21 protein-coding genes and 1 tRNA gene are annotated in these 20,994 nt (G+C 62.0%); 13 read left to right on the plus strand and 9 right to left on the minus strand.

Annotation, left to right across the window (positions count from 1 at the left end):
• Window positions 1–139: 139 nt before the first annotated feature.
• On the plus strand, window positions 140–601 hold the full coding sequence (locus DJ73_RS14605) for a DUF5793 family protein (protein ID WP_094526938.1): 462 nt from the start codon (window positions 140–142) through the stop codon (window positions 599–601).
• 65 nt (window positions 602–666) lie between these two features.
• On the opposite strand, the gene DJ73_RS14610 is transcribed toward DJ73_RS14605, so the two are convergent.
• Window positions 667–1,533, minus strand: a complete 867-nt coding sequence (locus DJ73_RS14610; RefSeq protein ID WP_094523877.1) for an S-adenosyl-l-methionine hydroxide adenosyltransferase family protein — start codon at window positions 1,531–1,533, stop codon at window positions 667–669.
• A 75-nt stretch (window positions 1,534–1,608) separates the two neighbouring features.
• Window positions 1,609–2,139 carry a nicotinamide-nucleotide adenylyltransferase gene (locus DJ73_RS14615; protein ID WP_094523878.1) on the minus strand — a complete coding sequence of 177 codons (531 nt, stop codon included), beginning with the start codon at window positions 2,137–2,139 and terminating at the stop codon, window positions 1,609–1,611.
• 170 nt (window positions 2,140–2,309) lie between these two features.
• Between DJ73_RS14615 and lonB the strand changes: the two genes are divergently transcribed.
• From lonB to DJ73_RS14645, 6 genes are all read left to right on the plus strand, one after another.
• The gene (gene lonB / locus DJ73_RS14620; RefSeq protein WP_094523879.1) at window positions 2,310–4,574 is read left to right on the plus strand and encodes an ATP-dependent protease LonB; all 2,265 of its coding nucleotides are present in this window, start codon (window positions 2,310–2,312) and stop codon (window positions 4,572–4,574) included.
• A 22-nt stretch (window positions 4,575–4,596) separates the two neighbouring features.
• The gene (locus DJ73_RS14625; protein WP_094558321.1) at window positions 4,597–5,487 is read left to right on the plus strand and encodes a CPBP family intramembrane glutamic endopeptidase; all 891 of its coding nucleotides are present in this window, start codon (window positions 4,597–4,599) and stop codon (window positions 5,485–5,487) included.
• Between the two features lie 61 nt (window positions 5,488–5,548).
• The gene (locus DJ73_RS14630; RefSeq protein WP_094523881.1) at window positions 5,549–6,331 is read left to right on the plus strand and encodes a CBS domain-containing protein; all 783 of its coding nucleotides are present in this window, start codon (window positions 5,549–5,551) and stop codon (window positions 6,329–6,331) included.
• Between the two features lie 75 nt (window positions 6,332–6,406).
• Window positions 6,407–6,649, plus strand: a complete 243-nt coding sequence (locus DJ73_RS14635; protein ID WP_094523882.1) for a hypothetical protein — start codon at window positions 6,407–6,409, stop codon at window positions 6,647–6,649.
• 78 nt (window positions 6,650–6,727) lie between these two features.
• Window positions 6,728–7,636, plus strand: coding sequence for an NOP5/NOP56 family protein (locus DJ73_RS14640; protein ID WP_094558322.1), 909 nt, complete (start codon window positions 6,728–6,730; stop codon window positions 7,634–7,636).
• Window positions 7,633–8,271 (plus strand): fibrillarin-like rRNA/tRNA 2'-O-methyltransferase, encoded by a 639-nt coding sequence (locus DJ73_RS14645; protein ID WP_094558323.1) that lies wholly within the window; start codon window positions 7,633–7,635, stop codon window positions 8,269–8,271. Before DJ73_RS14640 ends, DJ73_RS14645 begins: the two co-directional genes overlap by 4 nt.
• A 25-nt stretch (window positions 8,272–8,296) precedes the next feature.
• Here DJ73_RS14645 and DJ73_RS14650 read toward each other — a convergent pair whose 3' ends face one another.
• The gene (locus DJ73_RS14650; RefSeq protein ID WP_094558324.1) at window positions 8,297–8,605 is read right to left on the minus strand and encodes a cyclin; all 309 of its coding nucleotides are present in this window, start codon (window positions 8,603–8,605) and stop codon (window positions 8,297–8,299) included.
• Between the two features lie 137 nt (window positions 8,606–8,742).
• Between DJ73_RS14650 and nth the strand changes: the two genes are divergently transcribed.
• Window positions 8,743–9,444 carry an endonuclease III gene (nth, locus tag DJ73_RS14655; RefSeq protein ID WP_094523886.1) on the plus strand — a complete coding sequence of 234 codons (702 nt, stop codon included), beginning with the start codon at window positions 8,743–8,745 and terminating at the stop codon, window positions 9,442–9,444.
• 61 nt (window positions 9,445–9,505) lie between these two features.
• Window positions 9,506–10,078, plus strand: a complete 573-nt coding sequence (locus DJ73_RS14660; protein ID WP_094523887.1) for a phosphatase PAP2 family protein — start codon at window positions 9,506–9,508, stop codon at window positions 10,076–10,078.
• Window positions 10,079–10,468: 390 nt separating this feature from the next.
• Here the strand turns inward: DJ73_RS14660 and DJ73_RS14670 are convergent, their stop codons facing one another.
• The gene (locus tag DJ73_RS14670) at window positions 10,469–10,975 is read right to left on the minus strand and encodes a low molecular weight phosphatase family protein (protein WP_094523888.1); all 507 of its coding nucleotides are present in this window, start codon (window positions 10,973–10,975) and stop codon (window positions 10,469–10,471) included.
• A gap of 712 nt (window positions 10,976–11,687) precedes the next feature.
• Here DJ73_RS14670 and ppk1 point away from each other — a divergent pair.
• Window positions 11,688–14,069, plus strand: coding sequence for a polyphosphate kinase 1 (gene ppk1, locus DJ73_RS14680; protein WP_094524919.1), 2,382 nt, complete (start codon window positions 11,688–11,690; stop codon window positions 14,067–14,069).
• Window positions 14,070–14,150: 81 nt separating this feature from the next.
• On the opposite strand, the gene DJ73_RS14685 is transcribed toward ppk1, so the two are convergent.
• A complete protein-coding gene (locus tag DJ73_RS14685) occupies window positions 14,151–14,834 on the minus strand; it encodes a metallophosphoesterase family protein (protein WP_094524920.1) in 684 nt (227 codons plus the stop codon).
• A 100-nt stretch (window positions 14,835–14,934) separates the two neighbouring features.
• A complete protein-coding gene (locus DJ73_RS14690) occupies window positions 14,935–16,014 on the minus strand; it encodes a PAS domain-containing sensor histidine kinase (protein ID WP_094558326.1) in 1,080 nt (359 codons plus the stop codon).
• An 846-nt stretch (window positions 16,015–16,860) separates the two neighbouring features.
• On the opposite strand from DJ73_RS14690, the gene DJ73_RS21065 reads away from it, so the two are divergent.
• Complete coding sequence (locus tag DJ73_RS21065; protein WP_254921675.1) at window positions 16,861–17,355, plus strand: hypothetical protein; 495 nt, start codon at window positions 16,861–16,863, stop codon at window positions 17,353–17,355.
• Between the two features lie 91 nt (window positions 17,356–17,446).
• On the opposite strand, the gene DJ73_RS14705 is transcribed toward DJ73_RS21065, so the two are convergent.
• Together DJ73_RS14705 and DJ73_RS19880 are read right to left on the minus strand one after the other, a co-directional pair.
• Window positions 17,447–18,355, minus strand: coding sequence for a CHAD domain-containing protein (locus DJ73_RS14705; RefSeq protein WP_094558328.1), 909 nt, complete (start codon window positions 18,353–18,355; stop codon window positions 17,447–17,449).
• An 11-nt stretch (window positions 18,356–18,366) separates the two neighbouring features.
• A complete protein-coding gene (locus DJ73_RS19880) occupies window positions 18,367–18,684 on the minus strand; it encodes a hypothetical protein (RefSeq protein WP_141212968.1) in 318 nt (105 codons plus the stop codon).
• 358 nt (window positions 18,685–19,042) lie between these two features.
• On the opposite strand from DJ73_RS19880, the gene DJ73_RS14710 reads away from it, so the two are divergent.
• Together DJ73_RS14710 and DJ73_RS14715 are read left to right on the plus strand one after the other, a co-directional pair.
• The gene (locus tag DJ73_RS14710; protein WP_094558329.1) at window positions 19,043–19,423 is read left to right on the plus strand and encodes a hypothetical protein; all 381 of its coding nucleotides are present in this window, start codon (window positions 19,043–19,045) and stop codon (window positions 19,421–19,423) included.
• Window positions 19,424–19,678: 255 nt separating this feature from the next.
• Window positions 19,679–19,763: transfer RNA gene (locus tag DJ73_RS14715), tRNA-Leu, on the plus strand.
• A 293-nt stretch (window positions 19,764–20,056) separates the two neighbouring features.
• Here DJ73_RS14715 and DJ73_RS14720 read toward each other — a convergent pair.
• Complete coding sequence (locus DJ73_RS14720) at window positions 20,057–20,959, minus strand: hypothetical protein (protein WP_094558330.1); 903 nt, start codon at window positions 20,957–20,959, stop codon at window positions 20,057–20,059.
• Between the last annotated feature and the right edge of the window lie 35 nt (window positions 20,960–20,994).

Consider the following 20,994-nt stretch of genomic DNA (forward strand, 5'->3'; position numbering starts at 1 on the left):
TGGTGGTTTAAATTCCACCGAGCGATTATCAACCGCGAGGCCGGGGGCGAGAGCCCGGCGTCAGCCTCAGTCTCGGCCGTCCGCGCTGGAACCCGCCCGTTACGTTGATACGTACCGACCGCAAACAACAACATAGGCAATGCGGCGTGACTACTTCGAACTGACCGTCGAGGGCGTTGGCGACGGCGCCGACGAGCGGGCGACGCCCGTCGTCCGGATCGATTTCCACGGGCCGGAGGGACTCCTACGCGACCGGCTCTCTGACACGGAGGGCGACCTTCTCGATGCCGCCGAGGTGGACGTGGCGTTCCGTCTCCGAGAACCGCTCTCCGACACTGCCGACCCCGAGGGCGTGGTCGGCGTGACGAACCGATACACCGGGGACTTCGTGCTGGAGCTCAACGAGACCGCGACGGACGTCCTCCCGTTCATCCACGCCGCGCGCGACTCGGCCGACGACGAGGACGCTCGCTACCGCGTCGTGATTGACGTCGAGGGCGAACGGCTCGTCTCCTACGACAAGGACACGTTCCTCGTCTACGACCACGAGGGGAACCTCCTCCGCAGCGAGAGCCTGATCCCCTCCGGCGTGGAGCTGTAGCGCCGGTCCCCGCCGCTCGTTTCTCCCGCGGCCGCCCAGATACTCACGTTGTCCCCCGCGACCGCTCAGATACTCACGTTGTCGCCGACGAGCCGAACCTCGTCGCCCGGCCGCAGCTCGAACGCCCCGTCGCCGCGGCCGTCGTTGACGTCGCACTCCACGTAGCCGTGGCTCCCGATCGTGACGAGTCGGTCGCCCGGATCGACCGCGCCGAACGTCTCCGCGACGGGCGTGAGCTCGCCGTTGACTCGGATCCAGTCGCTGCCGCGGACGAGCTCGCCCGGGACGTTCGTGACGACGTTACCGAACCGGTCGATGACGAGCACCTCGCCGTCGACGGCAACGGGGTCGCCGTCCTCGTCGCGCTCGACGGTCGGCTCGGGGAACGCGATGTCGACCGGGTCGCTCGCGGGCGAGAGGTCGGCCATCGAGTCGAGGGCGGCGGCGACTCCCTCCGGACCCGCGGCCGCGGACCCTTCGTCGAGCCGAGCGCGGACCCGCGCCGCGACCGGCGCGAACACGTCGCGGCCGTGGAACGTCTGGCTCGCGGGGTCGTCGACGTCGACGGCGAACGCCTCCACGTCGGGGGCGTCGCCTCCCGCTTCCGCGCCGGCGCTCTCCGCCGCCGACCGCTCGGCGAGCGCCCTCGCGGGCGGCATCGCGAGCCCGTTGTCGGGCGCCACGAGCACGTGGGCCCCGGCGCGGACGACGAGCGCGTCCCGGTCGGTGCCGACGCCGGGGTCGACGACGGCGCAGTGGACGGCCGGCGGGAACTCCGGGAGGACGAACCGGAGCCAGAACGCGGCCGCCCGCGGGTCGCCGCGCGGGAGGTCGTGGGCGACGTCGATCATCTCGGCGTCCGTGCGGCGTCGGATCACGCCCTTCATCGCGGCGGGGTACGGCGAGCCGAAGTCCGAGGCGAGCGTTATCATACGCGATCCGAACGCCGGCTGATTCCTAAAAGGCGGCGACTACGCGTCCACCGGCGACTACGCGTCCATCGGCGACTACGCGTCCATCGGGGGCTCGCCGTTCGTGTCGGTCTCGGCGATCCGGCGGATGCGCTCGACGCCGTCGATCTCCTCGATCACGCGACTGACGGCCTCCGGGACCAGCGCCTCCCAGTCGGCGCCGTGGATCATCCGCTCGCGCAGCTCCGTCCCCTCCAGCACGTCCCGGCGGAACATGGGGGAGCCGCGCACTTCGACGCCGGCCTCCTCGAACAGCCGGACGACGAGCGGGTTGTTCGAGTAGGCCACGTCGAATCGCGGGGTCATGCTCTGGACGTGGCTCACCCACACGGAGTTGCGGTCGAGGTCCTCGATGGGCACGACGTAGGTGGTGACGTCGAGGTGCTCGACGGCCTTCGTCACCATCATCACGCGCTCGCCGGCCGTGAACGGGTTCCGAGTGGTGTGGGAGTCGCCGGCGGAACCGATCCCCAACACGAGCTCGTCGACCTCGCCGGCGATCTCCTCGACCATGTGCCGGTGTCCGTCGTGAAACGGCTGATACCGCCCGATGTAGAACCCGCGCATGGATCCACGTTGGGCGGCCAGTATTTATAAACCCCGTGGGACGCCCCAAACGGAGATATCGGTGCCTATAGCCGCTCATGGACCGTTTTCTCTGTGTCTCAACGGATCGCCCGCGGGGAGAAAGTATATCAGTAGCCGACCCTTCGTTTTTCATAGCGATATCCGATTCTATGAGCAACGAAAAGGACGCGAACGACCCGCCGACCGAGGACCCCGAGAACCCGGACGAAACCGGGTCAGAGGCCTCGGATCCGGCGGGGAACGGCGAGGACGCCCCCGACGACGTCGCTCCCGACGACGGCGCTCGCGCGCCCGGCGAGGCCGACGAGGCCGAGGAGTCGGCGGACCGCGAGGAGCCGGACGAGGTCTGGGACGACGGGATCGTCGTCGACGACGACCCGCGCCCGGACGACGCCGAGCCGGGTCACGGGGACGAGACCGGCGTCACCCCCGAGGGTGTCACCGAACAGAGCGAGGACGGCGACATCGACGAGCTCGGGAGCTCAGTCGAGGTCGAGGGTGCCGAGATCGAAGAAGACCCGGACGAGGACGACCTCCTCGGGGGACTCAAGATCGACACCACCGCCGAACTCGAGATCCCCGACCGCCTCGTCGACCAGGTGATCGGGCAGGAGCACGCCCGCGACGTGATCATCAAGGCGGCCAAGCAGCGCCGGCACGTGATGATGATCGGCTCGCCCGGGACCGGGAAGTCGATGCTCGCGAAAGCGATGTCCGAGCTGCTCCCGAAAGAGGAGCTGCAGGACGTCCTCGTCTACCACAACCCGGACGACGGTAACAAGCCGAAGGTCCGGACCGTGCCGGCGGGGAAGGGCGACCAGATCGTCGACGCGCACCGCGAGGAGGCGCGCAAACGCAACCAGATGCGGTCGCTGCTGATGTGGATCATCATCGCCGTCGTGCTGGGCTACGCGCTCATCATCGTCGGCCAGATCCTCGTCGGCATCATCGCCGCCGGGGTCGTCTACCTCGTCTTCCGCTACCTCAACCGCGGCTCCGACGCGATGATCCCGAACCTGCTGGTGAACAACGGCGACACGAAGACGGCGCCGTTCCGCGACGCGACCGGCGCGCACGCCGGCGCGCTGCTCGGCGACGTCCGGCACGACCCGTTCCAGTCCGGCGGGATGGAGACGCCCAGTCACGACCGCGTCGAGGCCGGGGCCATCCACAAGGCGAACAAGGGCGTGCTGTTCATCGACGAGATCAACACGCTCGACATCCGCAGCCAGCAGCACCTCATGACGGCGATCCAGGAGGGCGAGTTCTCGATCACGGGCCAGTCCGAGCGCTCCTCGGGCGCGATGGTCCAGACCGAGCCCGTCCCGACCGACTTCGTCATGATCGCGGCCGGGAACCTCGACGCGATGGAGAACATGCACCCGGCCCTCCGGAGCCGTATCAAGGGGTACGGCTACGAGGTGTACATGGAGGACACCATCGAGGACACCCCGGAGATGCGCCGGAAGTACGTCCGGTTCATCGCCCAGGAGGTCGCGAAGGACGGCCGCCTGCCGGAGTTCACGGCCGAGGCCGTCGAGGAGATCATCCTCGAGGCAAAGCGCCGGTCCGGCCGGAAGGGCCACCTCACGCTGAAGATGCGGAACCTCGGCGGGATGGTCCGCGTCGCCGGCGACATCGCCCGCGGCGAGGACGCCGAGATGACGTCCCGCGAGCACGTGCTGCAGGCGAAGGGGCGCTCGCGCTCCATCGAACAGCAGCTCGCGGACGACTTCATCGAGCGCCGGAAGGACTACGAGCTCCAGGTCTCCGACGGCTACGTCGTCGGCCGCGTCAACGGGCTCGCCGTGATGGGCGAGGACTCCGGGATCATGCTCCCGGTGATGGCCGAGGTCGCGCCCTCGCAGGGGCCCGGCGAGGTCATCGCCACGGGCCAGCTGAAGGAGATGGCCCAGGAGTCGGTGTCGAACGTCTCCGCGATCATCAAGAAGTTCTCCGACGAGAACATCTCGGAGATGGACATCCACATCCAGTTCGTGCAGGCGGGCCAGCAGGGCGTCGACGGCGACTCCGCGTCCATCACGGTCGCGACCGCCGTCATCTCCGCGTTAGAGAACGTCGGCGTCGACCAGAGCCTCGCGATGACCGGCTCGCTGTCGGTGCGCGGCGACGTGCTCCCCGTCGGCGGCGTGACCCACAAGATCGAGGCGGCCGCGAAGGCCGGCTGCACCCGGGTCATCATCCCGCAGGCGAACGAGCAGGACGTGATGATCGAAGACGAGTACAAGGAGATGGTCGAGATCATCCCGGTCTCGCACATCAGCGAGGTGCTCGACATCGCGCTGGAGGGCGAGGCCGAGAAGGACTCGCTGGTCTCCCGGCTCAAGTCGATCACCGGCTCGGCCCTGAAGGAGGGGAGCGTCTCCGGTCCCTCCAGCCCGAGCCCGCAGTAAGACCGCCTCGACACCGCACCAGATGCCGGACTGGGCGGCGTTCGCGCTCGCGGCCGCCGCCCTGACGCTGTCGCTTCTCTTTCTGACTCGTCGCTCGGAGCGACTGCTGGAGCGGGCCCGGATCGCCGACTCCCGGGACGAGGTCAGCGACGCTCCGAGCGACGTCGGTGACGCCGGTCGCGACCCCCGAGGGGAAGCCGACGGGAACGCCGCCGACACCGAGAGCGACCCCGACGCTCCCGGCGTCGAGGGAGCCGCCGACACCGGGGCCGGCCCCGCGATCCGCCGGCCAGACGACCGCCCGGTCCTCACGACGCGACTGCTGCTCCTCAACGCCACCGCGTCGCAGGCGGGCGGACTCGTCGTCCTCGCCGCGGTCGCGTGGTGGGCCGCGGTGCCGGCGGCGGCGTTCGGCGTCGGCGGGACGCACCCGACGCTCGGCGTCGGGCCAGTCGCGTCGCTGGGGACCCCCGCGCTCGTCGCGGTCGGCGTCACCGCGGGAATCGCTCTCACCACCGGCAACGAGGCGGCCGCCCGACTGGGTTCGCGCGTCGGCCTCGCGCCGTCGGACCGGCTCCGCGCAGCGATGGCTCCCGGGACGGCCGGCGAGTGGGTCCTGCTGCTCATCGTCGCGCTCCCGGTCGTCGCGGTCTTCGAGGAGGCGCTGTTCCGCGGCGCGCTGGTCGGCGCGCTCGCGGCGGGCTTCGCGGTCGACCCGTGGCTCCTCGCGGTCGGCTCGTCGGTCGCCTTCGGCCTCGGCCACGGGGCGCAGGGGCGGTTGGGAATCGTCGTCGCGGGCGCGCTCGGGCTGGCGCTCGCGGGGCTGTTCGTCGCCACGGGGAGCCTGCTCGTCCCGGTCGTCGCCCACTACGTCGTCAACGCCGTCGAGTTCGCCGTTCACGAGCGGTCGTAGCGGGTCCCGCGGTGGGAAGCGCCCCGCCCCCTTTTTATTCCACCGGGACGAACGACGGACGATGAGCGGGAAACCGACCGTCGGCGAGTACATGACCCGCGACGTCGAGACCGTCAGCCCCGACGAGACGGTCGGCGAGGTCGCGCGGCGGATGGCCGAGAGCGACGGTCACAACGGGTTCCCCGTCACGCAGGGGCGGACCGTCGAGGGGTTCGTCTCGGCCGCCGACCTGCTGCTCGCCGACGACGAGGCCCCCGTCTTCACCGTGATGTCCGACGACCTCATCGTCGCGCACCCGGACATGAAGGTGACCGACGCCGCCCGGGTCATCCTCCGCTCCGGGATCCAGCGGCTCCCCGTCGTCGACGACGCCGACAACCTCGTTGGGATCATCTCGAACACGGACGTGGTCCGCTCGCAGATCGAGCGCGCCACGCCCAGCAAGGTCGGGAAGCTGATGCGGACCCTCGAACAGATCCACGGCGTCGCGCTCTCGGAGGAGCGCCGCGAGGTCCGGCTCACCGACCTCATCCCGACGCAGGCTCGGGTGTACGCCGACGAGCTGGAGGGGCGTCAGTACGAGCTGCAGCGCGGGCTCGCGGAGCCGCTGGTCGTCATCGACAACGGCGGCACGCTCCACCTCGCCGACGGCCACCACCGGGTGATGGCCGCCCACGAGGCGGGCATCGAGACGATGGACGCGTACGTGATCGTCCCCGAGCGCGCGGTCGACCTCGGGATGGCCAAGACCGCCGAGAAGGAGGGGTTAGACGACATCACCGACATCGAGATCGTCGACTACGCGCGACACCCCCTCGTGGAGACGACCAAGCGGCTGCAGTGACCGAGGAACGCGGACCGTCGGCGACCGGGGTCGACGACGGGTGGATTTATGTAATTAGACGGAAATGAATCGGCCATGGGATCTCGCATCCGACGCGCACTCTCCCGGGCAACGCTCGCCGCGGTCGGCGGGGCCGCCGGCGCCGCGGTCGGCGGACTGATCAGTCGACAGGCCGCGAGCAGCGGCGCCGCGCTCGGCGCGTTCGCCGGCGCGACCGTCGCCGATGTCCGGTCCGATCCGGGCGGCTTCCTCGCCGCACTGCGGTCGGACGACGAGGACGAAGCGCTCGACGAGGCCGACGACGCGGCGACCGCATAGCGAGGCGACGGGTCGGGCCGCCGAGCGCCCGTGGCCGTTCGGGAACGCCTATACGCCGGGGACGAGTAGCCGCCGGTAATGACCGACACCGACGCCGACGCGGGCTGGTTCGCGGGCCGCGCCGCGGACGAGGCGGCCGGGGGCGACGCGGCCGAGGCCGCCCGCGATCGGATCTCGGACGGCGAGGCAGAGGAGCCGCGCGACTGGCCGGCGCTCGCCGTCGGCTCCGGGTTCGCGGAGTCGACCGACGACTACTACGACCGGCTCCACGGGGCGACCGTGGCGGCGACCCGCGCGACCGTCCGCGAGCGCGAGCGCGCCGACGACCGGCAGCTGATCCACGCCGTGCGGGCGATGGACGACTGCGAGCGCACCGCCAACGAGCTGGCCGAGCGCGCCGCCGAGTGGGCGGGGAGCCTGTTTGACGACGCGGAGCCGGGTATCGAAGGCGCTCGGGCGGTGGCGGACCGCGAGCCCGAGAGCGAGCTGGAGCGCCGGGCCGTGTCGCTCGCGGAGCGCGTCGTCGGACTCGCCGACGAGCGCGACGCGCTCGCCGCGTCGATCGACCGGATCGCGCCCGCTGTCGCGCCGAACCTCGCCGAGATGGCCGGCCCGGAGCTCGCGGCGCGGCTGATCGCCCTCGCCGGCGGGCTGGAGTCGCTCGCGAAGAAGCCCTCCGGCACGGTGCAGGTGCTCGGCGCGGAGGACGCGCTGTTCGCGCACCTCTCCGGGCGCGCCCCCTCCCCGAAACACGGGATCATCTACACGCACGACTACGTCCGCAACACCCGGCCCGAGGACCGCGGGTCGGCCGCGCGCGCGCTCGCCGGGAAGCTGACGCTCGCGGCCCGCGTCGACCACTACGCCGGGGAGCGCCGGGAGACGCTCCACGCGGAGCTCCGCGAGCGGATGGCGACGATACGGGCGCGGGCGGAGCCGGACGCGGCGGCGGACGACGCCGCCACCGACGCGGGGGGTGACGCGTGAGCGACCCCTCGCTCCCCGACGGCGTCGAACGCCGCGAGATCGCCGGCGAGACGCGGCTCGCGACGCGCGGCCCGCCCGTGTACGGCGAGCCGACCGCCGACGGCTGGCGGGCGTGGGACCCGGAGCGCTCGAAGCTCGGCGGGATGTTCGAGCTCGGATTCGACACCGGGCTGACCGGGGGGGAAACCGTCCTGTACCTCGGCGCCGCCAGCGGGACGACCGTCAGCCACGTCGCCGACTTCGCGGGGCCGACGTACGCGGTCGAGTTCGCCCCGCGCCCCGCCCGCGACCTCCTCGACGCCGCGGAGCCGCGCGACCGGCTGTTCCCGCTGTTGAAGGACGCCCGGAAGCCGGAGACGTACGCGCACGTCGTCGAGGCCGACGTCGACGCGATCGTCCAAGACGTGGCGACCCGCGGGCAAGCGGCCGTGGCGGCGCGGAACGCGCGGTTCCTCGCGGACGACGGTCGGCTCCTGCTCGCGGTGAAGGCGCGGAGCGAGGACGCCACCGCGGCGCCGACCGACGTGTTCGAGGCCGCGCTCGACGAACTCGGGGAGACCTACGAGATCCTGGAGACGCGGCGGCTCGACCGGTACCACGAGGACCACCTCGGCGTCGTGGCGACGCCGCGGTGACGGGGTCGCGGCGACGCGGACGCGGCTACCAGGTCGGCGGCGAGAAGCCGGCGTCCTTTAGGATCGGCTTCCACCGCTTCTGCACGGAGAGCCGAGAGACGTCCATCGCGTCGGCGACGGCGGACTGCGACCGCTCCTGCCCGCGGATCAGCGCGGCGGCGTAGAGGCTGGCGGCGGCGGCGACGCGCTTCCCGCGGTCGTCGTCGGGCGCCCGCGATAAGAAGAGGTCCGTCGCCGTCGAGAGCGCCTCGTCGTCGAGGTCGAGCGTCGCGCACGCGTCGTCGATCCGGTCGATCCACGCCGCGTTGTCGACGCGATCGCTCGCTCGATACATATCCTTACGTTGGGGGGTGCGACATAAAAAGGCCGCGCGGGGAGAGGCCGGCTGACGGGGCGCTCGGGCGGCGTCGGTGGAGGCGTTCGTCGGTCCCCGTCCGTCGCCCTGAAGTCGACGCCGCCCGTACGTCTGGTATGTCCACGCAAGCGTGGGACGAGACGCGGGTGCGCGATCTGCACGACGACCTGGTGTCGCTGTACGAGCCGGTGGACAGGGTGGCCGAGCACGGCGCCGACCCGACCGCCGAGCCCGGCGAGGGCGTGCGCCAGCTGGTCACGACGATCCTCTCGCAGAACGTCGCCGACGCGAACACGAGCCGGGCGGCGGCGGCGCTGTTCGACCGCTACGACGACTTCGCGGCGATCGAGGCGGCCGCCCACGGCGAACTGGCCGAGACGATCCGCGTCGCGGGGCTCGCCGACCAGAAGGCCGCCCGGATACAGCGCGCGCTCGCCGCGGTCCGCGAGGAGACCGGCGGCGCCTACTCGCTGGCGTTCCTCGACGCGATGCCGACCGACGACGCGAAGGACTGGCTCACGGCGATCAAGGGGGTCGGTCCGAAGACCGCGAGCGTCGTCCTGAACTTCCACTTCGGCAAGCCGACGATGGCGGTCGACACACACGTCGAGCGCGTCTCGAAGCGCTTCGGGCTCGTCTCGGAGTCGGCCTCGAACCAGGCGGCCCACGACGCCCTCGACGAGCTCGTGCCCGACGAGCTGATCTACCCGCTCCACGTGCTGTTGATCCGCCACGGCCGGACCCACTGTTCGGCGCGCGGCGCCGACTGCGACAACCCCGTCTGCGCGGCCTACTGCGACTGCGAGTTCTGCGCGTGACTGCGAGCCCCCGCAGAAGGACGAGCGCCTATGGTCGTCCGGCCGATAGGGCCGGGCAAGCATGCACGCGCAGATCGGTGCGGTTCTGAGCGCGGTCCGGTGGGTCGACCGCCTCGCGGCCGAGTTCGTCGCCGCCGTCCGCACGCCGTTCCTGACCGAGATGATGACGTCGATGACCGGCCTCGGCTCCGTCACGGCCGGCGTCGTGATCGTCGGCCTGTTCTACCTCGCGGGCTGGCGCGAGGAGTTCGTTAAGAGCGTCGTCGCGCTCTCACTGCTCGGCGTCGTCGTCTGGGCGCTGATGTCGCTCGTCGAGCGCCCGTTCCCGCCGAATCCGGTCTGCGTGACCGAGGGCGGCGCCGGGACCACGAGCTCGTTCCCCTCCGGGCACTCCGCCGCCGTCACGGCGTACGCGGGGATCGCGTGGAACTCCGACGAGCTCCCGTTCGCGGCCACCGCGGGCTTCGCCGCTCTCATCTCGTTCTCGCGGATCTACCTCGGGACCCACTACCTCTCGGACACGCTCTTCGGGATCGGACTGGGGATCGCCGCGGTCCTGTTCGCGGAGTGGGTCCTCGACCGCGTCGGCGAGGAAGCGGTCCTCGACCGCCTGCCGTTCGAGGCCGACATCTGAGGGCGCCGGCGCGGTCGACGCCCCCGTAGCGACAACTATTTTTGACCGACTCGGGTACGGTAGCCCGCGTGCGGGTTGCCGAGCCAGGCCAAAGGCGTAGCGCTTAGGACGGCACAGCACCCCCGCAACACCGTTCTTGCGCACCAAAAGCGTTCGCTGTCTTGTGGTTTTGCTTGTGTAAGCACTATGACCGCAGATAATAGCGAAGTATCGTGGTCTCCGCCAACGATTGGTAAGTTCACTAGTCGGCGGGAACAGTATGAAGCGGTAGCGGAGGGGGCGGTACTAGGGTATCAACTACAAATCGTTGAACCTGAGCCCGCGTGAATTTCCAATACCGTTGGTTCGAGATGAGCAGATAACCGGTCACTCATCAGGCAGCGACATCAATTAGAATGACAGGGAATCTCGAATCGATGTGATGAGACCGCTTGAAGAGTCTGTATTCGTCTGTTCCTCTTCGACGAGACGTTCGATCTCGTCAAACAGCGTTTCTACTCTGGCTTCGATTTCATCTCGGACATCGCGGACAGTGTCCATGTCCTGTCCGTCGGGATTAACGAGATCCCACTCGTGGGACTCCACGCCGTACTGTGCAGGATCGAATTGCATGATAGAACACCCCATAGTAACCAGATAATCGCTGTTTTCGAGTTGTTCAAGTTCCGCGACCCACTTCGGGGTCCGACCAGCGATATCGATTCCCACCTCGGCCATCGCCTCAACGACCTCTTCGTGAACGGCGTCAGCGGGTTCTGTCCCGCCCGAATGTATCTCTACGAGTTCTTCTAACCCTCGTTTAGAGCGCTCACGCTCTGCGAAGGCGGCTGCCATCTGGCTTCGTCCCGCGTTGTGGACACAGACGAAGTCGAGCCGGATATTGTTATTTGCTATCATAGACCGATCTACTCTCGTACGGATAAGATAATTACTATGAGACACATATATTAATATATACTATTTGTGGCACAGTTTGCACTGCGTATCCCACACAGCGACCGTATCATGATGTGGATGATAAAATACGTTACAATTTTCGCCTTCCAATCGCTATATATTAGAATATATTACTATTAATTGGGATTCTTGTAGCTTGCGCACCGTCTTAGTATAATGCAATCAGCCGTACTTCTCAGGTGTCCAATGTGTAACGCTATTCACGCACTCGAAGGCCAACGAAACGAGTATTCAAAACAGGACCTGTACTCTCGTGTGAAGACTCATCTACGCGGCCACAACCTCAATGAACCCAAAATGGCGATTCGAAAGTACGGGATCGTTTCTGACGCCGTCGAAGTAGTCGTTTCTTCAGAGAACCGTCATCAACTTCCAATCGAGGCGTGGCAAAAACGTGACGACACGTGGCTCCCTGATGGTGTCCTATCCGACGGAGATACGTCTCCCACAGCGTCCGAATCGTCAGTTGAAGTCTCGTCTCACTGAGCAAATATGGGAGAGCAACCTATCGCAACGAAGCAAATCTGAAACATGAGTATTGATTATCTGTACATAGAGGTCCTCCCCACTGACTCAGAGATGGTAGGGCGCTTCCAATTGTGTATATTCAGAAGTCAGTCTGAAATATCGACTCCCCCTTGCCTATGATTCAATGACCGACAAAGACCTCACCGATCCCGAGTATTACCTCAACAGGGAACTCTCCGAGCTGGCGTTTCAAGAGCGGGTTCTCCGAGAGGGAATGGACGATCGGAATTTGCCGCTTGAACGACTCCGATTTCTCGCGTTCTTTACGAAGAACACTGACGAGTTCTTCATGAAGCGCGTTGGTGGACTCAAACAGCAGATCGATGCCGGTGTGACTGAGACAACACCGGATGGGCGGACACCAAAAGAGCAGTGGGTTGAAGTACTCGATACTGCACGCCCGCTCTTTCGACAGCAGTCAGAATACTGGCAATCTGTTCTCAAACCGACGCTTGCTGACGAAGGGATCGAGATCTGTACGCCCAATGAACTTCCCACAGAGTCACGAGAACAGCTACGGACGTACTTCGAAGAGTCTATTTTGCCGACGCTGACGCCACTCGCGTTCGATCCGGCTCACCCGTTCCCGTTCATCTCGAATCTTTCGCTTTCGCTCGCTGTACTCTCGTCGAATGGGAGTGACGAGCCGACCTTCACCCGAATTAAAATCCCTCCGAACCAACCTCGTTTGATCACTGTTTCTGGCGAGGCTGACAGGTATGTTCTCATCGAAGATCTTATTGAATGTAATCTCGATTTATTACTCCCGGATATCGATATTCGTGACGTATCGAAATTTAAAGTGACTCGAAACGCCGAGGTGCGTCGCAATGAGGAAGTTGCTGAAGACCTCATCGATATGGTTGAGGAGGTTATCGAACAGCGACGCTTCGCAACAATTGTTCGTCTAGAGGTTGACGCCGATATGCCCGAGGGGTCGCTGGCGATTCTCAAAGATCAGCTTGGGGTAGACGACCGAGAAGTGTTTCATCGGAAGGGGCCAATCGATTACGAGGACTTCTTCGAGCTTATTGATCTCGATCGTCCTGATCTTAAGCCCCCGTCGTGGTCACCCAAGCCGCATCCTCGATTGGGCTCAATAACGGGTGATACCGGTGACGAGACGACGAGTATCTTCGATGAAATCAAAAAGGGAGACATCCTCGCCCACCACCCGTATCACTCATTCGAGGGGACGGTTCAGCGGTTCCTCAACGCGGCGGCAACCGATCCCAATGTACTCGCCGTGAAAGCGGCGATTTATCGAACGGCGAGCGATTCGAAGGTCATTCAAAGCCTCATCAATGCCGCCGAAAACGGCAAGCAGGTGGCAGTGATGGTCGAACTCAAGGCTCGATTCGACGAGAAGAATAATCTCGAATGGGTCCGGCAACTCGAAGAAGAGGGCATTCACGTTGCCTACGGGACTGTGGGATTGAAGACTCACACGAAGACGGCGCTTGTCGTCCGTCAAGAGGATAATGGCGTGCAACTCTACTCACACATCGGCACCGGGAATTACCATTCAGGGACTGCGAAAGGGTATTCTGATTTGGGGCTATTGACAGCGGACCGAGACATCGGGTTTGACCTCACGAAAGTATTCAACTTCTTTACCGGACCGACACTCGATGATCGCTTCCGGAAGCTCCTGATCGCGCCCGTGACGATGCGTGAGCGGTTCACTGAGATGGTCAGACGGGAGGCCGATCATGCTCGTGCCGGTCGACAGGCGCGAATTGTAGTCAAAGTAAATGGCCTTGAAGACCCGTCGATGGTCGAGGAACTCTATCGTGCGTCGATGGCTGGTGTCGAAATCGACCTCATCGTCCGAGATATTTGTCGACTTCGTCCCGGTATCGATGGACTGAGTGAGAACGTCACCGTCCATTCGATTGTTGGTCGATTCCTCGAACACGCTCGGATATTTTACTTCGAGAACGGCGGCAGCCCCGAGTGGTACATCGGGTCCGCTGATTGGATGACCCGCAATCTCGACTATCGAGTTGAGGCCGTCACTCCCGTCGAAGACATAGAGCTGCGTAGACAGCTCCGATTCATTTTGGAGGCGTCGGTAACAGATAACCGCCGTCGATGGGTGATGCAAAGCGACGGACGCTACGAACAGGTCTCTTCGGATGATGAACCGGTCCGAGACATCCAAGAGATACTGATGGCGGCCACGGAAGCGGCCGTTGACCGCGGATACGGCTTGGGAATGGTCGTCGATACGGAGCTCATTGATTCAGAGCTGCTGGTCGAAGATGTCGAAGGCGGCGGGGCAGATTCCGGGTTCGAGGGATCAAACGGAGACGATCCTGATGCTGAGGAGAAACAGGCTGATCCGGACGGGGGAGAGATATCTGTGTTCGACGCACACGCCGACCGCTGGTATCGCCCCGACAGCGAGACGTACGACTGGGCGGTTCGAACGAGCGACGGTGAACGCCGATATTTCAAGACACGTGACGGAGCGCGGAAGCGGCTTCAGGCCGAATACGAGTAACCTTGCGTCAGGAACGGCGGCTGATTAACTCGTAGGTGTTCTTGTCAAGCGACAATCCTCGGTGCGAGTAGGCGAGAGCGGTTAGGCCGGATCAACGACCTTCGAACTGGCGCGTTCCTGGTGTGTCTTCGCATCCATGGTGAGGAATTCGTCGTTCCGGTAGTCGTACGCGGTGAGTGTACCGCCGTAAACGCAGCCGGTATCGAGAGCGACGGCGTGTTCACGCTCTACCGGATGGTCATGGACGGTGTGGCCGAAAAAGACGCGGTGGGGTCCGTCGTACTCATCGTACCAGAACGGACCGTTATACCCGTCACCGTGAGGGGAACGCATTGTCAACAGCTCTTCGACGGTATGGTCTGCAAGTGACCGTTGGGGATCGATCCCGCCGTGTACGACGAGCACGTCCTCGAACGAAATGGCGACCGGAAGTGATTCGAAATACTCGCGGTCGCCGTCGCGGAGCCAATCCGGATCCTTATCACCGCGCACGATTTTCTGCTCGTTGTTTCCGCGGACGCTGACGAGACGCGGGTCCTCTCGGACGAGATCAATAACACCAGGGCTGTCCGGCCCTTTTCTCACAAGGTCACCGACGAAGACGACAAGATCGTCGTCATCCAATTCAAGCTCTGTAAGGAGTCGGTCGAGAATTTCTCGGCTTCCGTGAACATCCCCGACAATGTAAATCTCTCCGTAGTTGTCGGTCTCGAACCGGTCGTGTTGTGCTTCAACGTCGGTAGCGAACTGAGGCTTTGTGTTCATGTGGTCAGGTCTAGAGCCGAAGCAGTTAGCCCGGGAATCAAACTTCAAGCTTTACTATTACCCACCCGAATTAATCAGTTTGTAATAGTAGACTATACCCCTATGTAGTTCTTGGTGAGGTGTCATACTCTTCCGTGGTATCCGGTGTCGCTTTGGGCGGGAGGTACAGAGAGACCGCGTTTCCTCCTGACGCTCGCGTCCTGAACGAGACCTCGCCGCCGAGAGATTCAATACACCACTTCATGACGAACAGTCCAATTCCGGATCCGTGAGACGTGTTCGTGGTCTCAGTTGGTGCGAAGAGTACCTCAAGCTCTTCATCTGAAATCGTCGAGTTTGTATCCTTGATACAGATCTCGACGCGACCGGTGTTCGGTGATGGCCCAACGTTTATCTCCACGACTGGTGTATCGTCGTTGCTATGGATGATCGCGTTCTCAACCGCATGTGTGAGTGCGTAACCGAACGCGTCATTAATATCAATCCACATCCTCTCACGTTCGTTAGTCGAGATCTCCGCGGCAGGATAGTCTGTACTAATTTGGGTTGTGATATCTCGAACACCGACTATTGCAGGACGACGAGTACATTCTGTATATGAATCTGTCACTGCCTGCTCAATCTCTTTAACCGACTCAGCCATGTTACCAAGGTTCTCACCTCGTAACCGAATCGTTTCAATAATATCTTTTACATCTTTTATTTCGGCATGTTCCGTGAGCTGATTCGTGTACCCCAAAATGATCGCGGCCTCGTTTCGAAGATTGTGTCGAAGAATACGCCAGAATAACTCTGCTCGGTGATGCGTCTCGTAGTAGTCTGTGATATCTCGTATTTTAACGTGGACGCAGTTTTCCCTCCCAGAGCGTTGTTGTGTCATAAACAGTTGAACCCAGATGAGTTCGCCATCCTCTCGTTTGACTCGCCAGGTAAACTGCTGTGACTGTCCGTTAGCACTTTCACGAAGTCGGTCGTGAAATTCAGATTCCGAGTGCGGGTACGTGTTTGCGGTGTATTCTGCCACGGAAAGGTGACGTAACTTTTCCACGTTGTATCCGAGTATCTGTTCTAGCCGCTCGTTCGTATCTAGAATGGTTCCTGTCTCCGGGTCATAGACTGCGACACCGATGTGGAGCGTATCATATTCGGACGGCAGTTCAAAACGCTTCTTCGAAGACATATTACGGATTGTACGAACCTACTACCCCGCTTTGTTGTTACTATGAGGAGTATATATTTCTCCGGTTGACTGTCTACTAATTCTTACACCTATTATAAGAATTCAACCGCTCTTCGGTGTTAACACCACTTGAGCAACACGTGACTCCCGATATCGATCGGAGACCGATCAACGAAGATACCGATGAAAGAACAGCATTTGAGGCCGGTTACAGTAATTTAACTCACCAGTTCGATAGGCGAGCTTCGGGTTCAGACCGAGTTACCGTGTTCCCCGCAGACGCGACGGATGACACCAAAATGTCGACGTGGATGACTGTCAATGTCGGGTGTGTGAAAAAGCTCGAATGTCTCCGATAGAAATTCACGCGGTACCGAGGAATACAACTTTCAACGGTGAATTAAACCGATCCCGGGGGGACGCACCGAATGAGTCGCTTGCGTTACTGAGAGGTGAAAATGGAGACTTCTTTTTGTGGTTATGAGGCGGCGGAAGTTTCTCAAAGGAGTATTTGATCAAGCCACGCTCGGCGCAGCCGTCTCCATAATTATCGGTCTATTTGAGGTGTGGTGCCCAGGTGTCTGGTCGTACCTAAGTACGGATACGCGTCCAACATCAATCACCACGGAGAGTAACATATCTCGAATAACCAATGATAACAGATACATATTGACATATAATTGGAGCGATCAGTCTAACTGGCGGTGGCGTTCAGAGTTTTCTATCAAGCAGTCCGTATACGCCGAGGCAGCCGAGCAGTCTCATGGATATTTTAGTGCGTACGAGGACGCAAAAACGAGCCGACACGTCGAACGGCTGACGGAACGGTTTGCTACCACTACCCTCGTGGAGGGAAACCCTGACCAGCCGCTTTCTGAATCAGCACGTTTTGAACGAGCACTCGGATTTGTACACTCGCTCGAATACATGACAGATATTGATACAAAAGGGGTCCCAGAGTATATCCGACCTGCCGAAGAGACGCTGGTCGATGGAGGTGGCGATTGTGAGGATTTGACATATCTATTGGCAGGGATTCTTTCACAGCCGTCGTTTGGATACCGAACTGCGATGGTACTACTTCCCGGACATATGCTTGTGGGTGTGCATAAAAACGACCTCCCAGTTGCGTATACCGGAGCACCTACACTCCCAGGAGACGAGTACGTGGCGATCGAAAGCGTCCGGCCTCAACCGGTTGGAGTCTACCGAGATGAGCCTGTGTTAGCCATTTATAACGATGGGTTTGAGTATGTCGATCGATCGGCAGTCATCGATACCACTACAAAATTCTTCCAAGACCCAACAGAATTTCAAACGGTCGCGGATCTTCGTATATAAATTATAGTAGATGACATTGTTCGAATTATTTGTTGACCACCGATTCAAAGACTATGCTACACACACATGCATGCCCGTCACTATTTGATTATCAAGGGTCTGGGTCGTACTCGTGAGTCGCCTCCCAATAGGCACCAATACGGGTGACTAACTGATCGGGATGTTCTGCAAAAAGCCGCTCGCCTAAGGGCCGACCTTGCCGATGGTATTCAGACCGCTTTGCGGTACTGATCTCGTTCAATATCTCTCTGATTTCCGGTGTAAACAGTTCTTCCTCATTCATTACTATGGCGAATTCAGCGAGATCGTTTTCATAGCCGATGATATCAGATAGTTCTTTGAGCTCTGTTCGCCGGCTTTTCATCGGTCCAACCCATACTCGCCGGAGCAATCTACAGTGGTAGCGATGGTATTTGATTCGCTTGCGCCATTCGTGAAAATGCTCGAACTCCGGATCGTCGTACGCCTCTTGCATTCGGTTACGAGCCCGTTTGTACGACTTGCGTAATCCACCAGCTACCGAGTCGAACCCCTCTGTTGCGATGGGGAGGTCAGACACTCGCTTTCGTCCGTCGACCAAGTCCGCACGAACCTCACTCAACCGTCGTTCCACATTTTGCTCGGCAGCTATCGTATCACGACGGGTAACTAGTGTTGTCCGAATATCACTGAGCGTCGCGTCATCTAAGGCATCACGCGCTTCAATCGCAGGTTCGAGGTGGTTATCGAATGTTTCGATGGCAGCGTGGGCATCGCGGATGGCGGAAATGCGTCTCGCGGCATCCCGGTAGTGGACATTCTCCCGTTTGTATGTCGGTAAGACCGGACGGACAAGACGAACAGCCGCTCGTATCTCTTTACAACGCTTACGAACCTCATGGACCGTCTCGTGGGTATCTGTATCACTGTCTATATGATCAATACCCCGTTGTACTTTTGTGTCGATAATGCGCTTGATCCCATCTGAAACGAGCTCATCGGGTTGCAGCGTGTAGTTCATGTGTGTTTTGGTTAAGTTTCAATCTCCTCCGAAATTTCTCTAAGGGCCTTTGCGACGGCTTCGACTTCGAGAGTAGATCCGAAGGACTCGAACTCATCAAGTGCGGTATCCGACCAGTTCCCTGTGGCTTTTTGTTCTTCAATAAATCCTTCGAGGAAGACTGCGGCCCGGTAGGCCTCTTGAGGATTGGGATTAGGAGGAATATCTGATGGAACAATTGAGTTGAGATCGTTCTGGTACTCTCGGATCTCGAACTGCCACTCCCCCGAAGCGTCGCAGAACGAATCATAGCGCGTCTCATAGGTGGGGGTGTCTGATGTACGTTTCACATTCATGTGCTTATATAGTAGTATGTTATACAATGTATTCTTCGGTTGAGCCAGGGCTACTGAAGATCTCCTGTATATTCAGGAGATAGTTTTGGCGTGTTTCAGACAGAACAACAGCCAATTCAGTAGTCGCCTCCCCCCTGCTGACCGGAATCAGGTCAAAATCGAATGGCTGAGAAGCAAGTCACCAGCACCCCAAGAAGAGAACACTCGTGTCTCAATAGCAGCCCCGCCGAGTACCAGCACCCCATAAACGTGGAAACTGACTTTTAGAGATGCGGCACGGTCGTGTGTGAGGAGGCGTGACGAAGCATTTTGCAATATTTTATGTAAGGTGATCCCACGTCGACAAGCGCATATGACGGACGAAGACGACCCAAGCGGATTCAAAGAAGAGGAGGAGTATTTAGAGACGGCATCGATGGGACCAGCAAAAGAAAAAATCAAACTCGGAGAAGGGATATCTCCGACTCGAATTCTAATCGAAATCACCTACGTAACCGGGTCGGAGAAAGACGCAACTGGCAGTATCGAACTTGTCAACCTCTGTCGGCACGACGCCAGCGACGAGTATGATGAAGAGACACGGGAGCTCGATTATAGTGACTTAGAGAGAGACCTACAGTTGCGAGTCGATGCTTTAATCGATTATACCCGATTCGACACGTCCTCCTCTGAGTCAGAGGGTGAGTCTGACGCAGATGTACTGAAACGATATCACGGAAAAGGGGGCGAGTGAGATAGCCCGCGGGACAAGTGCGGGACCGGATGCGGAGCGGCGGACCCCTACGGGATTGCGTCCTCAGCGCGGACGCGAATGGTTGTATCGCATAACGCTACGCCGTGGATTACTTTTAAGTAAACAGGGTGAGACACCCGCGATACAAGCAAAAGCACGGGATACGAAATGGCTATAAGCGAGCGCAAAATATGCGCACATGACGCGGTAGAGCCCTTGTGGTTGGCGATTAAGTGGCTCTGACCGCAAGAGTAAGCGCGGGTTGCCGAGCCAGGCCAAAGGCGTAGCGCTTAGGACGCTATCCCGTAGGGGTCCGCCGGTTCGAATCCGGTCCCGCGCATGCTTCTCCGAGCAGTTCGCGAGGAGAAGCATCACGACGAGGATTCGAACCCTGCAAGACGCAGCGCGAGCGAAGTGAGCGACCGTCTTGCTCCGGTTCGAATCCGGTCCCGCGCATGCTTCTCCGGGCAGTTCGCGAGGAGAAGCATCGCTATGAGGTGTGTCGGGGACGGGAACCAGGCCGAACGGAGCGACAACGGAACGAACGACCGCTTTGCTCCGGCCGAGGTCACCACTTGAGGGCGACTGTTCGAGAGGCGACGGAACCCCGCGACCGACGCCGGGAGCCCGCGCTCACCACACGCTGCCGCGGTACTCGAGAGACATGTGGTCGATCGTGTCCGGCGGGATTCCCATCTCCTCGAACAAGGTACGGAAGACGGCGCGAACGGCCGCCTCCTCGAACGACCGGGACGCGCGCGTCTGCGCGTCGACCTCGACGCCGCCGTGGTAGTCGAGGTGAACGCGGTAGGTGTACCCGTCCGCTTCGTGCGTCACGGTCGCCCGGGAGAGCACGAAATCGACGCTCCCGAGCCGCCCGTCGCCAGCGTAGTACTCGCGCTCGTGCCAGCCGTCGCCGGGCGACGAGGTCGCGTTGACGGTCGCCGCGCTCGCCGTCAGCGCGTCGTACGTGGCTTCGAACGCCACCGGCTCGCCGACCTCGACGCTCGGGGTGCCGGCGCCCGGTTCGGCGGGATCGGTCGTCCTGATCTCGGTTTTGATCTCCTCGACGTACGCCTCCGCGGTGGGCTCGTCCATCTCGAACAGGAGCGTGAGGCGGTCGACGAGCCACTCGTCGGGCGGGAGGTCGTCGACCGTGAAGCCCCCGCGCGCGTCGTCCGCGAAGAGCGTCACGACGGTCGTCCCCTCGTCGGCGTAGAACGTCGCCCACAACCGCTTCGTCTCCGAGTGGTCGAACGTGACTCTGAACGCCTCGTACTCCGGGCCGAGCTCGGCGTCGAGCTCGTCGATGCCCTCGGGGTGGAAACCGCTGGACTCGACGCGCTCGACCGCGTAACCGGCGGCTCCGGCCCGCGAGAGCGCGTCCTCGTACGCGACGCCCGAGACGGTCACGCCGTCGGAGGAGTACGACGCCACGTCGGACCCGATCAGGACCCCGGCGAACACCGCGTACGCGGCGACGCCGACAACGACGACCCCGACGAGGGCGACCGCGACCCATCTCCATGCCTTCATACTGAATGACACTTCTCGCGAGGGTATAGCTGTGC

The sequence above is a fragment of the Halorubrum sp. Ea1 genome, from assembly GCF_002252965.1.
GTDB lineage: Archaea > Halobacteriota > Halobacteria > Halobacteriales > Haloferacaceae > Halorubrum.